Source organism: Chryseobacterium arthrosphaerae (assembly GCF_001684965.1).
GTDB lineage: Bacteria > Bacteroidota > Bacteroidia > Flavobacteriales > Weeksellaceae > Chryseobacterium > Chryseobacterium arthrosphaerae.
The window spans coordinates 1,315,712-1,329,593 of record NZ_MAYG01000001.1 but is presented as its reverse complement, the minus strand read 5'-3'; the positions used below and the strand labels follow the sequence as shown (position 1 = coordinate 1,329,593).

Genomic DNA, 13,882 nt, shown 5'->3' with positions numbered 1-13,882 from the left:
TTTTGTTGAGCTTTCTGTAACTGATGACAGGAAATTATCCTTTAGAAAGATTTTTCAGGATCAGAATATTTTAGGAGTTATAAGAATAACATTAAATGTGCCTGGTTCATACCCCAGAATAAGGACTTACTTTTTTTTGCAATAAATCCACTTTTTGTATTTTCGTAGATAAGAACTGCCTGTTGATGGCCTTTTCTGAATTATTTAACCTTATTTCATCTTTATGAAAATCCGTTTTCCCAACCATTGGCTGGAATTTATAAAAGTTTTTACCAAAGAATCTGATGAAGAGATCGTTGCTGGTGTGGTGCGTGTATTCCGGAACCGGGAAGAGGTCCGGGAACGGTATGATACGTATCAGTTTGAAGAATTTCTTCCCGGTTATATTCCCGTAGCTGATGATTCCGGCGGACAGGTCGCTGTCATATCAGAAAAAGAAAATGATCCCAAAGTTTATCTAAGTTCGTATGGGGTTTTACAGAAAGAATTACTGAAGGTTCTGGACCGGGATCTTTTGCATTGGATGCAGCGCAGGTTTCCTTTTGATCAGGCACAGGCCACTTTACCACCCGGAGAACATAATAAAAAAGCCATAGGCAATGATATTCTGTTTCAGAGAATCTCATCTTATCCTGAGATTTTAAAATTTCTTGAAAAGGCTATAATAACAGAAGGACTTTCCCTACCTGAAAACTATGCTGTGCCAGAACAGATCTATTATTTTCAGGATGGTTATCATTACAATTCGGTTGAAAATAAAGACCTTACCGGAAATGCTCCGGGTGACTTCAAACCTGATTGGATTGTATTGGCTACCAATTATTTTGCTGATCCTTTTTTTGTTGATTTAAATGAACATGCTGCCGGGTTTCCGGTATATTTTGCCTATCACGGACAGGGATATTGGGAACCATTGAAAATTGCCGATTCTTTAGAAGACTTTCAGAAAATAATAGATGATGTGCATGCTGTGAGATGGGATAAAAAAGCTTTATCAGACTATTTCAAACCTTATAAAGACTCTGGAAATCCTTTCTGGAAAGAAGTTTATGAAGCGATCGAAAACCAGGAAGAAATGTCAGAAGAAGCTGTTGAAGAAAAGATAAATGACCTGTCAGACTGGAGAGAAGCCAACTTATACATTACAGATATCGGTCCGAATAAAATGAAAATTATTGCTTTGCTTAAAAAAGAGCATCATCTTTCTGGAGCTGAGGCACTGAAACTGAGTAAAAGTAACCGGATTCTCTTTAGGAACGGATATTACAAATGGCTTCAAAAGGATTATGAGCAGCTGATAGATTTAGGAGCCCAGGCTGAATTTGATTTTACAGCATAAAAGTTTTGCAGAGACTGTCTTCTGATCAGAAATTTTATTTTTTTAAACTTCCTTACCGCATTGGTGTACAAATATTTTATACTTTTAGATCAAGTATTATTCAACAAAAACACCTCATAAAAATGGAAGAAAAATTCCAGCCTGATGCCATCATCATAGGAACCGGACTCGCAGGACTTACAGCCGCTATGGAAATTACCAATGCCGGGAAAAAGGTTCTTATATTGGATCAGGAAACAGAAGAGAATATCGGTGGACAGGCATTCTGGTCATTCGGAGGGCTTTTTCTGATCAATTCTCCACAACAGCGGAGAATGGGCATCAAAGACTCTTATGAGCTCGCCCTGCAGGATTGGAAAGGAACTGCCGGCTTTGACCGTAAAGAAGATTACTGGCCCCGTCAATGGGCCGAAGCCTATCTGAAGTTTGCTGCCGGTGAGAAATACAGCTATATCTCCCGGCTTGGGATAAAGCTGATGTTTATGGTTGGCTGGGCAGAGCGCGGAGACGGATCTGCAACAGGCCACGGAAACTCAGTTCCCCGTTTTCATGTCAGCTGGGGTACCGGAACCGGTGTTGTAAAACCTTTTGTGGAAAAAGCGTATCAGGCTAAAGAAAAAGGACTTTTACAGATGAAATTCAGGCATAGAGTCACTGAGCTGATGGTAGAAAACGGAAAGGTCAGAGGCTTAAAAGGAGATATCCTTGAGAATGATAATAAAGAAAGAGGTGCTGAAACCAACAGAAATGTAATTTCATCATTTGAATATACTGCTGAAAATATTATTATTGCTTCCGGAGGCATTGGCGCCAATCATGAGCTTGTACGTAAAAACTGGCCCGAAAGACTTGGAAAAGCCCCTGAGAACATGGTGTGCGGAGTACCGGCTTATGTGGATGGAAAAATGATTGGTATTGCAGAAACCGCCGGTGCTGATATTATCAACCGTGACAGAATGTGGCATTATACCGAAGGTCTGCAAAACTGGAACCCCATCTGGCCCAATCACGGAATCCGGATCTTGCCCGGACCCTCTTCCCTATGGTTTGATGCGAAAGGAAAACGGCTTCCTGCCCCGTTTCTGCCGGGATTTGATACACTGGGAACTTTAAAATATATACAGGAAACAGGCTATTCTTATTCCTGGTTTATCCTTACCCAGAAAATTATTAAAAAAGAATTTGCCCTTTCAGGTTCAGAACAGAATCCTGATATTACCAATAAGGACTATTCTCTCTTCCTTAAAAGAATCTTTGGCAAAAAAGCACCGGGACCCGTAGAAGCGTTTAAGGAGCATGGGAAAGATTTCATTGTATCAGACAATCTGGAAGATCTGGTGGCTAGGATGAATCAACTGTCAGGAGATCATCTTTTAAACTATGAAAAAATAAAAGCACAGATTGAAGCCAGAGACCGGGAACTGGACAATAAGTTTTCTAAGGATACCCAGGTGAACTATATCCGGAATACCCGCAATTATCTCGGAGATAAACTTGGCCGTGTGGCTGCTCCCCACAAAATTCTGGATCCGGAAAATGGTCCTTTGATTGCGGTACGTCTTAATATTCTGACCCGTAAAACACTGGGCGGCATTAAAACTAATCTTAACGGACAGGTTCTGAGGGCTGATGACAGTATCATTGGAGGATTGTATGCGGCAGGAGAAGCGGCAGGTTTTGGCGGCGGCGGGATGCATGGCTACCGGGCGCTGGAAGGAACCTTCCTGGGCGGATGTATCTTTTCAGGAATGAAAGCCGGGAAATATATTGCCGGACTGAAATAAACTTAATAATAAACATACTCCTATGAGTCATTATTTTAATGATAAAGTCATTTGGATCACAGGTGCTTCTTCAGGAATAGGTGAAGCTCTGGTAAAAGAACTGGCATCAAAATCTACGGCCAAAATCATTCTTTCATCAAGGAAAAAAGAACAGCTCTTTACTGTAGCAGAAAAAGCAGGACTTCCCGGTAACAGGTTTGCCGTACTTCCCCTGGATCTTGCCGATTATAAGAATATGCCGGATATAGCTGCAAAAGCAATAGAAAAATTCGGTAAAATTGATCTTCTTATAAACAATGCGGGATTATCGCAACGTTCTTTAGCGATAGAAACGGATATAGAAGTGGATAAACATTTAATAGAAGTGGATTATATCGGAACCGTAGCTCTTACCAAAGCCGTTCTTCCCTATATGATTAAAAATGGCAGCGGGCAGATTGCTGTTGTTTCCAGCCTGATGGGAATATTCGGGGCACCTATGAGAAGCGGATATGCCGGTGCAAAGCATGCCCTGCATGGTTTTTTTGATGCCTTACGGGCAGAGCTGTATGATCATAATATTCAGATTACCATGATCTGCCCCGGATTTATACAAACCGATATTTCTATACACGCCGTCACCGGAGACGGATCACAGCAGGGAACAATGGATAATGCCACACAACAGGGAATGCCTGTAGGTGTTTTTGCAGGAAAAATGCTTCATGCCATTGAAAAGCAGAAAAGACAAAAGGCAATAGGCGGTAAAGAAATATTGGGTGCCTGGCTGAAAAGATTTTTTCCGGGATTACTGGCCAAAGTTATCCGTAAGGCAAAGGTTGTATGATGTAATGAATGATAATCATTTTTATTAAAAAGTTTTCACAATACCTATCCCTACTGTTTTGTTCTGATAGAATGGCATAACCATCGTGGATGTCAGCGCATTTTTAGGCTTGTTTTTTCCAAGCAGCAGGGTATCAATTCTTGGAAACAGCCAGTAAGCAAGCTCTGTGGAAAGAATTCCGAAACCGGCACCTGCTACTACGTCTCCAAGCCAGTGCTTATCATTCAGCATCCGGTATACCGCTGTAAAAATAGCCAGCGGATATCCCGAAAGACTCAGCCAGAAATGAGTGTCTTTATATTCCCTGAACATAAACTGGGCGGAAGAAAAAGCTGTGGCAGAATGTCCTGATGGAAAAGACAGGGTGTTTGACCCATCCGGTCTCTCTTCTTTTACAATATATTTCAAAGGCATTGTAAATGCGGCAACAATCAACTGGGAAGAAGCATAGATAATGGTACGGTCTCTTAAATTGTGCTTTCCTTTGATTCCGATGGCATTGAATCCGTATACCATTGCTGCCGGTGCATATTGGGTATAATTGTCCAGCTTTATGCGGGCAGGCTGATGTTCGTTGATTTCAGTCCTGGTAGAGCTGTTAAGGTTCTTCAGATTATCCATTGCTAACCCTGCTACTCCATAGCCTATCAATGCTGCAGGAATGATCAGGGTTTTATAATTCAGCTTATTTTTTTGAATACCGGCTGCTGGTATACTATCCTGTAAAGGTTCGTGAACAGCAACAGTATCTTTCGTGTTCTGGGCGCTGATCCGGCCTAAAGCTGCGCTTACCGTTATGATACAGATCAATGTTTTTTGAAAATACTTTTTCATCCTAATCACATGTATTAATTTACTTATTCTGTTAAAATTTATAGCTGTAACCCAGCCGTACGACCTGCGTTTCATAGTAATCATTGCTCGTATACGCAAATCCCATCCCCTGAACAGATTTCTTCACAACCATTGTATTCAGCAGATCCGAAGCATTGAAAAACAACTCTCCTTTTCCTTTCTGGATCGATTTTTTTACCCCTGCATCCATTGAAAATCTTGACTGTATCCTACCCTGCGGAATAATGTCCGGCGCCAGATATACAAGGGTACACTGTGCATCCCAGCCTTTTGCAAAATGAAAAACATGATTCATTTTGATATTTCCGGAAATTGCAGTCTGTTTCTCTGCTGAGAAAATATTGGGTTTCGGATACAGGTTCTGGACAGAAAATGCACTGATCTGATTCCGGTAGAGGTTTCCGTTCACATTAAAGGAATAAACTCCGGATATTTTCTGGTTCCAGATAGCTTCCAGCCCTGTATTGTAACTCCTTCCCGCATTCTGGAACAGAGCATAGATAAGGTTGCTTCCTGGAACGGTACTCGAAATTCTGGTGATCGTTCCGTTGGCAAAACGATGGTATAACGCAGAATACAGATATCCGTTGTCCCAGGTATGCTTATAACCCAGTTCAATGGAATTGGTAAATTGTGGACGTAAGGCCGGATTTCCTACTTTGATGATCTCTGCGTCATCATATTTCGGAAAGATCCGGATATCAACCTCATTGGGACGGTCTACCCTTCTGTTGTAAAATACGGAGAACTTATTGCGGTCATCCAGTTTATAGGCCAACCTGAAGTTCGGGAATGGCTGTGTATAATTGTATCCGTCACTTTTATATGTAGGATAATTGGGATTCACATCATATTCAATTCTTACATATTCCAGCCTGAGCCCCAGCTCTGCTTCCCATTTTTCATTTTCAAATACATAGTTTCCATAGACGGCAGGAATAAATTCTTTATAATCTGCTTTCCCTCCTGCAGAAACATCCAGAACGGAATTCGCTCCCGGGATAAAATTCATATTGGTAGGAATGCTTCTGCTTCTGAGCTTTATTCCGGTCTCTATTCTCCCGTATCTTAACGGTTTTATGTAATCTACATTGAAATCATAGACCTGTTCGTCCGATAATAGCTTAAACGCATCCGTTCCCGTAGAAGCCGGAAGATAATTATCATAAAAATATTTTTCGTCCTCTCTGTGAAAAGTATAGTTGAACCCAACATTCAATACATGGCCTGCCTCTTTGAATTTATGCTGATAGGAAGCTGTTCCCATCACAGTAGTCTTCAGTTCATCTTCAAGGAACTGCCACAGACGCAGACGTTGGGAAAGGTCACCGTTAAAGAATGGCTGGTCTCCACGGTCAATGATTTTTTCACTTCCATACATCCCCGAAACCATTAATGTATTTTGTGAATCCATATTCCAGTCGATTCCGGCTTTGGTGGTAAAGAAATTGGTATTTCTGTTTCTTTTTAATTGGGAATTGATCACTGTACCGTCATCATAGGTACGGGTTACAAATTCATTTTTATTAAGCGTTTCCGTATACAGATTATCTGCCTGTAAAAAGAGATTGACTTTATTTTTTCTATAACTGACAGATACTGTAGGATTGATTTTCGGGGTCTGTGTATACTGTGGTCTTATGTCCGGAAGATTTTCTTTTCTTATCCAAAGTGAGCCCAAACCTGTTGTGAATCCTGCTTTTCCGTTCCATCCGCTCTGCCTGTTCTTTTTCATAATGATATTGATGATCCCCGCATTTCCGTTGGCATCATATTTTGCCGAAGGATTATTGATGATTTCAATCTTATCAATGGCAGATGCAGGAATGTTATCCAATCCGGTCTGGCTTCCGAAGCCTGTAAGGGCAGTCTGTTTGCCGTCAATCAGTACCGTTACCTTATCATTTCCTCTCAGCTGTACTTTTCCGTCCTGTACTGTAATTCCGGGAAGATTCTGCATATTTTGCAGCACAGATCCTCCGCTTTGGCTGATGTTGTCTGCTACAGAATATGTTTTTTTATCAAGCCGGCTGTCGATTTCATTCTTTTTGGATGCCGTAATGGTGACTGTTTCTATTTTGGTTTCTCTGTCTTCCTTTGGGGTCAGCTCTATGGCAGGAATTTCCAGAAATTCAGAAAGACTTCCTATAAAAACGGGTTGCAGCTGTGTATTGTAACCGGCAATGGATGTTTCCAGAATATAATGATCAGGTTTTATGCCCGAAAGAGAAAACCTACCCTCTTCATTGGTAATGGTTCCGGCCGTAAAGGTGCTGTCTTTTTCTTTTTTTAAAATAATATTCACATATGGCAAAGCGGCTTTATCTTTATTGATAATTTTTCCCGAAGCCGTTACGGAATTGGTCTGCGCGGAAATCACAGTGGAAATCATCATACATGTTGGGAAAAACAGCAGTTTTGTTTTATTCATTCTGGTTAATCTTTTATTATTGAGATAGAAATTATTCTTTGGAAGCATTGTTATGCCTTTTCTGCGAAATAAAAATCATGAGGATCATAAGGAAAACAGAAATCAGTGAAGCATTGAGTGTACCGAGATCCAGCCCACCCTTCGATAATGGTTTCGTCAAAAGATCTCCGAAGGTAGCTCCAAATGGTCTGGTAAAAACAAATGCAATCCAAAAGAGCAGGACATGATTGATTTTCGTAAAATAATGAAGGGCAATGACGATCAATATGATCAGCCCGGTAATCAGGGCACCTGTCATATAACCCAATCCCAGATTATCACTCAGGAAATCCCCAAAAGCTGTTCCCAGGCTATTGGAAAACAGGATCGCCGTCCAGTAATAGAGTTCTTTATTTCGCTCAAAAACCGGATACACTTCAAGGTTTCCATACTTCTTATACCACAGGAACAGTGAAATCAAGAGCCCTGAAAGCAGGATCAGGCTTCCCACAAGATAACCGGTTTTTAAGGTCCTGTCAATAAAATCCGATATTTCCGTTCCCAAAGTCGTTGTTCCTGTAATCACCAGCCAGTATATCGCCGGTATGTATTTTTTTACATTGAGCTGTACAGCTGCTATGATGACGAAAAATGCAAGAGTAACCAGAATACCCACCACATACCCTAAATTGAGGGTCATGGAAATAAAATCCCCGAGCGTTTCACCTAATGTCGTCGCTACAATTTTCATGAGCCAGAAAAGTATGGTGACGGCTGCTACTTTATTTGCTGTTCTCATCCTGTTGGTCTTTTCTTATTACTTTTTCTATTTTTTTTATCTCTCCGGATAATACTGATGCTTTTGAAAAACTGCGCAGTCTTTTCCAGTCTCGTAAACTCCTGATTATACTTTAAATCTGGTCAGCACATTATTCTTATAACAATAAAACTCATGAGTAATCGCTTTCCCGAAAGCATACACTTTCTCTATACGAACTTCATCATAATGCTCCATCAGAGTATGGTATTTTTCCTTAAGGTTTTCTGACAGATCCTCAGGCTGAATACTCTTTTCAAATTCAAATCCTTTACTCGCCTTATATTCAAGTACCATTTTGGTATCTCTCCAGGACATGGAATACACATTTTTCTGTCGGGTAGATAAATGGTTCACTACAATCTGATCCTGTTCAATGATTTTCCCGGAAGTTCCTGTGAATAAGATAATCCCGGATACCACCATCGCCCCGTATCCTATTTTCTTAAAGAGGTTTTCACTGAGATACGGAAGGATATATTTTACGGTATACGAAGACATGATTGCCGCCACCGCAATAACTATTCCCAGCCACAGCGCTGTATTTGAATACAATCCCAATGAAATGTAAATGATCAGCTTGATAAGGTGGAGACATACTTCATTGGCTGCCCGGGTTGCTACAATTTCTTCCTTTTTAAGCCCGAATTTTAAATAAAAACGGTTAAAAAGAAGTCCGACCGCCCCGGTAATTCCTGAAATGAACCCTGCAGAAAAGCCGATAAGTGCCAATACTGATTTTGGATATTCTTTTCCTGTTTCTTCAGTCTTATTTTTAGAAGCAAAAAGTTGCGGAAGATTGGCAATCAGGAAGAAAGCTACAATAAGCTGTAGATAATTCGGGTTGACATATTTGATAAGACAGGCACCTGCTAATACAGCCGGAATAGAAAACGGAACAAACCACAAAAATATTTTCCAGTTGATATGCTTTTTAAATACCGCAATCCGGGATGCAGAGCTTGTAAATGTCCCTATCGTAAGAGAGAAAGGTACTAATGATGCGGGAAGCAGCAAATTAAGAACCGGAATCAGGATAAGGCTTGCGCCACCGCCAGAGATAGCGCTGATCCAGAATGCCAGTACAGTTCCGGCGAATAATAGCACAATTTTTAAAATCATTTCTAAATCTATTTATACCTCAGTGTATTTTCTTTACAAAGATGTAACCTGATTTAGAAGAAATTTTGAATTGCCGGAGTCTGTATTTTTTTTAACTATAAATTAACAGTGAAGATATGGCGGCTGTTTTCAAACCTATAGCTGACGGTCCAGTGATGAAATCTGCAGATTTCCTGGATGATAGACAATCCCAATCCGCTGCCGCTGTTATCTGTTGAAAGTTTTGAGAACCTCTTGAACAGCAGATCCGGATCCAGTTTTTCTGTTCCTGAATTCGACACTTCAAAAACAGACTTCGTCAGATTTATAATAATGGATCCTCCCGGAGAAGTATGGCGGATAGCATTGATGATAAGATTGTTGATCAGGATTTCGCTCAGGATACTGTTTCCGTTTACCTGTACATCATCCGCTATATTTTGCTGGACGGCAATGTTTTTTTGTTCAAAATGCTCTTCGAGAGCGTTGGTACTTTGCCGAAGCAGATGGTCCAGCGCTATCGTTTCAGAATTATCAAACTGATGGTTATCAATTTTAGCCAGCAGCAAAAGATTTTTATTGATCCGGGAACTTCTGATGAGTGCTTTATTGATGTCTTCTGCAATTCCGTACTGTTTTTCGGTCAGATCCTGGTCCTGGAGCAAAAGATCAAGTTTATTTTTGATGATGGCAAGCGGTGTCTGAAGCTCATGAGATGCATTTTCCGTAAATTCTTTCTGGGTTTTATAGGTAGAAACGTTGCGTTCTATCAGTTTGTAAAGTGATTGATTGAGTTCTTCAAATTCTACTGTATCCGAGGTGGGAAATTCAATATTGGACTGGCTGTTGAGATTAAATGTTTTCAAGCGGTCCAGCGTATCCCTGAACGGTTTCCAGACAGAAGATGAAAGTTTTCTGTTCAGGTACAAAAGACCAAGAACAATAACCACAAAGAAAAATATAGTGATCATGGCAATGACTGCTATGGTTTCGTGAGACTCTTCAATGTTGGTCTGTATTGTAAAAAGATATGGTTTGCCCTGAACGTATACTACCTTTTTCAGGCATCTGTAGCGCTCCTTTTTTTGTTCGGATATAAAAGGTAAGTGTTTTTCGTAGGTATAGGCAGTATCATTTTTAATCTGATCAGCAGTAATTCTTTCAATATTTGTTTCGGGCTGAATGTGATTCCATAATTCAAGGCTTTTATCCAATGCTTCGTCCGAAAGCTTCAGTTGATTGAATTCATAAGCCGTTTTCTCTACAATGATCTGGTTATGTTCATCCAGTTCACTTTGCCAGATCGTATCTACTACAAAATAATACACGGGAATACTGATCATCAGCACAATAAGTACGTAGATCAGAAAGGGCTTGGTGGTTTTTGTTAATAGAGGCTTCAATATAATGATGAATTATGGGTTATGAATTGTCTTAATTATCCTGGCTTTCCCACTTATACCCTGTCCCATATACTGTTTTAAGATAGTGCCCGCATCCTGCATCATATAGTTTTTTCTTAAGGTTTTTCACATGGGCATATACAAAGTCGTGATTGTCAAGCATATCGGCGAAGTCTCCGGAAAGATGTTCTGCCAGAGTACTTTTAGAAATAACTTTATTTTTGTTCCCGATGAAATAGATAAGAAGATCAAATTCTTTCTTCGTTAATGAAATCATTTCCTCATGTACAGTTACTGTTTTGGCCAGCAGGTCAATCTGTAATTCATTCTGGCTTATTACATTGGAGCTGCTGAACTGTTTTCTCCGGATGATGGAATATACCCTTGCCATAAGCTCAGAAAGATGAAAAGGTTTGGTAAGATAGTCATCCGCTCCCAGTTTCAGGCCTTCAATTTTATCATCAAGGGCATTTTTGGCAGAAATAATAATAACGCCATCCTGTTTATGAAGTTTTTTCAATTCTTCCAGAATGGTAAGCCCGCTGCCTCCGGGAAGCATGATATCCAATAGAATACAGTCGTAGTCGAAGGTTTCTATTTTACCCATAGCTTCACCGAAGGTGCCGGCTGTCTCACAGAGATAATTTTCTCCGGAAAGGTATTCTGAGATACTCCTGGCCAGCTCCGTCTCGTCTTCAATGATTAAAATTTTCATGCAATAAAGCTATGATTAAATTTTGAAGAAATTCTGAACTTGAATATAAACTGTCTTAAAAAAGCTTACTCAGGATCGTACAAAATAAATTTACGGATAACCATCTTATTCAAAACAATATATGCTTCCTTTGCAATCAGAAGACCTGTTCTATTCTGTAGGGATTTGTGCCTTTTCATAAATCAGGCCTTCTGCTTTCAGCTCCTGCCAGAAATCGTAAGGAATTTTGGCCTGTAATGCTTCTACATTATCTTTCACCTGTTCCGGCCGGCTGGCTCCGGGGATAATGGAAACAAATTCATCGGAAGCAAGAACAAAATGGAGGGCAGCATCAATCAGACTGATATTGTATTCCTCTGCAATGGCAGACATTCTGGCTCTTTTTTCATGCATTCCTTTCGGGATGATCTCCTTATAATTATAACGTTCCCTTCCTCCTAGATATCCGGAATTGTAGCCTGCTCCTGACACCAGTTTTACGCCTGCTTTTTTTACAGCCGGAAGAAGCCGGTCTACAGCATCTTCATGCTCCAGAATGGAATATTGGGTAGCAGAAAGACAGATATCGGGATCTGCAGATTCAATACAGTCTAAAATAGGTTCTATCTTATTGACGCCCATTCCCCATGCTTTGATGATTCCCTGATCACGCAGCTCGGAAAGTATTTTAAAAGCACCTTTCCTCGCCTGCTCAAGAAAATACGGATAACGGTCTCCTACCTGATCTTCAGAGAGATCGTGAACATATACTATATCTATGTGCTCAAGTCCTGTCCTTTCCAGACTGTCATCAATAGATCTTTTAACAGCATCGGCCGTATAATCATGCCGGAAATCAAAATTCAATGGATTTTTCCACATGGTGGGTGGCACTTCAGATTCAGGAACTTCATGAAACAGTCTTCCTGCTTTGGTTGAAAAAATGAACTGGCTTCTGTCTTTCTCCTTCAGGAAGTTTCCGAATCTTCTTTCACTCTTTGTAAGGCCATACCAGGGAGAAGTATCATAATACCTGATTCCGGCATCCCATGCTGCCTGCAGAATTTCAAAGGATTGTTCGTCTGTTATATTTTCAAAAGCTGTTCCTATGGCTACTCCACCAATTCCCAATCGGTGAAGATCTGTTAAAACCTCTGTTTTCATATCAAAAATATTTAAGTGTTGGATTAATACTACAGGCAGCAAACATCATGCAGACCCGGATAAAAAATAAAAAAAAAGGAGTTCAAACATTACGAAAAGCAGATTGGGCAAAGGATTTTAGAAATGTTTATTTAATGTTAAATGTTTGTTTTATAACTTCTTTGGTCCTGTTATTGAATGAAACTGAATACACCATTTCAATATTCATTCATATGAAAAAGCATATTCTGATCGTAGGAGGAGGATTTGCAGGCATCAATCTGATCAAATCCCTCAAAAACGACAACAGGTTCAAAATTACCCTGGTAGATAAAAATAATTACCATTTTTTTCCACCATTGATTTATCAGGTGGCTACGTCATTTATAGAAGCATCCAATATCAGCTACCCTTTCCGGAAACTGTTTTCAGAAAATAAAAATGTGAAATTTCATATGGGAAGCCTGATCCGGGTGCATCCTGAAAACAAAACCATTGAAACAGACACCGGTAATCTCAGCTATGATTATCTCGTTCTTGCATTGGGAACGGAATCTAATTTTTTTGGAATGGAAAATGTACAGAAACATGCCCTTCCTATGAAAAATATTGAAGAAGCACTGTACCTCAGAAACCATGTATTACTGACGCTGGAAGAAGCAGCAAGAAACAAGAACATCAATGAAGCTGAAAAACTGCAGAATATCGTGATTGCCGGTGGTGGTCCTACAGGAGTGGAACTGGCCGGAATGCTGGCTGAAATGGGGAAATATATTGCCAAAAAAGAGTATCCGGAAATAAAGTTAAATCTCTCAAGCATTTATCTGATTGATGCATTGCCCTCCCTTCTTTCTCCGATGAGTAAGCTGGCTCAGCAAACCGCTTATGATAAACTGAAAGAATTAGGAGTTAAAATTCTTTTGAATGTTTCTGTAAAAGACTATATCAACTGTAAAGTGATATTAAGCGATGGAAAAACAATCGATACGGAAACCCTGATCTGGACTTCCGGAGTAACGGGAAGAGAGATCAAAGGATTACCGGAAAAAAGCATAGGAAAAGGAAGACGGGTGCTGGTGGATGGTTACAATAAAGTTGAAGACACTGCAAATATTTACGCAATGGGAGACATCTGCCTGATGCTTTCTGAAGAAAAATATCCGAACGGGCATCCTCAGCTGGCTCAGGTGGCCATTCAGCAGGGTAAGAATCTGGCGGCTAATTTTAAACGGATAGAAGACGGTAAGGTGCTGGAGCCATTCCGGTATAATGATAAGGGAAGTATGGCAATTATTTCAAAGTTTAATGCAGTGGTGGATCTTCCGAAGACTTCCTTTAAAGGATTTACCGCATGGCTTACCTGGCTTTTTATTCATATTATTCCTCTGGTAGGATTCAGAAGTAAAGTTCAGCTGGCACTGGACTGGTTCCGGTTGTTTATTACCAATAACCCTTCCATCAGACTTATTCTGATGCCGAAAAGGAATACGGGGAACGGATAGCGTTAAAA

11 protein-coding genes are annotated in these 13,882 nt (G+C 40.2%); 4 read left to right on the top strand and 7 right to left on the bottom strand.

Going from position 1 to position 13,882, the window contains the following annotated elements:
- Window positions 1-223 precede the first annotated feature (223 nt).
- The 3 genes from BBI00_RS05985 to BBI00_RS05975 all read left to right on the top strand — a co-directional run bounded on the left by BBI00_RS05985 (window position 224) and on the right by BBI00_RS05975 (window position 3,949).
- Window positions 224-1,339, top strand: coding sequence for an SMI1/KNR4 family protein (locus tag BBI00_RS05985; RefSeq protein ID WP_065397908.1), 1,116 nt, complete (start codon window positions 224-226; stop codon window positions 1,337-1,339).
- 122 nt (window positions 1,340-1,461) lie between these two features.
- A complete protein-coding gene (locus tag BBI00_RS05980; RefSeq protein WP_065397907.1) occupies window positions 1,462-3,123 on the top strand; it encodes an FAD-binding dehydrogenase in 1,662 nt (553 codons plus the stop codon).
- Between the two features lie 22 nt (window positions 3,124-3,145).
- Window positions 3,146-3,949 carry an SDR family oxidoreductase gene (locus BBI00_RS05975; RefSeq protein WP_065397906.1) on the top strand — a complete coding sequence of 268 codons (804 nt, stop codon included), beginning with the start codon at window positions 3,146-3,148 and terminating at the stop codon, window positions 3,947-3,949.
- A gap of 24 nt (window positions 3,950-3,973) precedes the next feature.
- Here the strand turns inward: BBI00_RS05975 and BBI00_RS05970 are convergent, their stop codons facing one another.
- The 7 genes from BBI00_RS05970 to BBI00_RS05940 form a co-directional block, all read right to left on the bottom strand.
- Window positions 3,974-4,783 carry a phosphatase PAP2 family protein gene (locus tag BBI00_RS05970; RefSeq protein ID WP_065397905.1) on the bottom strand — a complete coding sequence of 270 codons (810 nt, stop codon included), beginning with the start codon at window positions 4,781-4,783 and terminating at the stop codon, window positions 3,974-3,976.
- A 31-nt stretch (window positions 4,784-4,814) separates the two neighbouring features.
- A complete protein-coding gene (locus BBI00_RS05965; RefSeq protein ID WP_065399639.1) occupies window positions 4,815-7,235 on the bottom strand; it encodes a TonB-dependent receptor domain-containing protein in 2,421 nt (806 codons plus the stop codon).
- Window positions 7,236-7,266: 31 nt separating this feature from the next.
- Entirely contained in the window at window positions 7,267-8,013 is a 747-nt protein-coding gene (locus BBI00_RS05960) for a COG4705 family protein (RefSeq protein ID WP_065397904.1), read from the bottom strand.
- 105 nt (window positions 8,014-8,118) lie between these two features.
- Window positions 8,119-9,153: a sulfite exporter TauE/SafE family protein gene (locus BBI00_RS05955; protein ID WP_065397903.1), complete on the bottom strand. Its 1,035-nt coding sequence runs from the start codon at window positions 9,151-9,153 to the stop codon at window positions 8,119-8,121.
- Between the two features lie 95 nt (window positions 9,154-9,248).
- On the bottom strand, window positions 9,249-10,535 hold the full coding sequence (locus BBI00_RS05950) for a sensor histidine kinase (protein WP_065397902.1): 1,287 nt from the start codon (window positions 10,533-10,535) through the stop codon (window positions 9,249-9,251).
- Between the two features lie 31 nt (window positions 10,536-10,566).
- Entirely contained in the window at window positions 10,567-11,250 is a 684-nt protein-coding gene (locus BBI00_RS05945; protein WP_065397901.1) for a response regulator transcription factor, read from the bottom strand.
- 150 nt (window positions 11,251-11,400) lie between these two features.
- Window positions 11,401-12,393, bottom strand: a complete 993-nt coding sequence (locus tag BBI00_RS05940) for an aldo/keto reductase (RefSeq protein WP_065399638.1) — start codon at window positions 12,391-12,393, stop codon at window positions 11,401-11,403.
- Window positions 12,394-12,605: 212 nt separating this feature from the next.
- Here BBI00_RS05940 and BBI00_RS05935 point away from each other — a divergent pair, with 212 nt between their 5' ends.
- Window positions 12,606-13,874, top strand: a complete 1,269-nt coding sequence (locus tag BBI00_RS05935; protein ID WP_065399637.1) for an NAD(P)/FAD-dependent oxidoreductase — start codon at window positions 12,606-12,608, stop codon at window positions 13,872-13,874.
- Window positions 13,875-13,882: the final 8 nt, after the last annotated feature.

Coding starts and splice junctions, on each gene's coding strand:
- BBI00_RS05985 (WP_065397908.1), top strand. CDS start 224: ATGAAAATCCGTTTTCCCAACCATTGGCTGGAATTTATAAAAGTTTTT.
- BBI00_RS05980 (WP_065397907.1), top strand. CDS start 1,462: ATGGAAGAAAAATTCCAGCCTGATGCCATCATCATAGGAACCGGACTC.
- BBI00_RS05975 (WP_065397906.1), top strand. CDS start 3,146: ATGAGTCATTATTTTAATGATAAAGTCATTTGGATCACAGGTGCTTCT.
- BBI00_RS05970 (WP_065397905.1), bottom strand. CDS start 4,783: ATGAAAAAGTATTTTCAAAAAACATTGATCTGTATCATAACGGTAAGC.
- BBI00_RS05965 (WP_065399639.1), bottom strand. CDS start 7,235: ATGAATAAAACAAAACTGCTGTTTTTCCCAACATGTATGATGATTTCC.
- BBI00_RS05960 (WP_065397904.1), bottom strand. CDS start 8,013: ATGAGAACAGCAAATAAAGTAGCAGCCGTCACCATACTTTTCTGGCTC.
- BBI00_RS05955 (WP_065397903.1), bottom strand. CDS start 9,153: ATGATTTTAAAAATTGTGCTATTATTCGCCGGAACTGTACTGGCATTC.
- BBI00_RS05945 (WP_065397901.1), bottom strand. CDS start 11,250: ATGAAAATTTTAATCATTGAAGACGAGACGGAGCTGGCCAGGAGTATC.
- BBI00_RS05940 (WP_065399638.1), bottom strand. CDS start 12,393: ATGAAAACAGAGGTTTTAACAGATCTTCACCGATTGGGAATTGGTGGA.
- BBI00_RS05935 (WP_065399637.1), top strand. CDS start 12,606: ATGAAAAAGCATATTCTGATCGTAGGAGGAGGATTTGCAGGCATCAAT.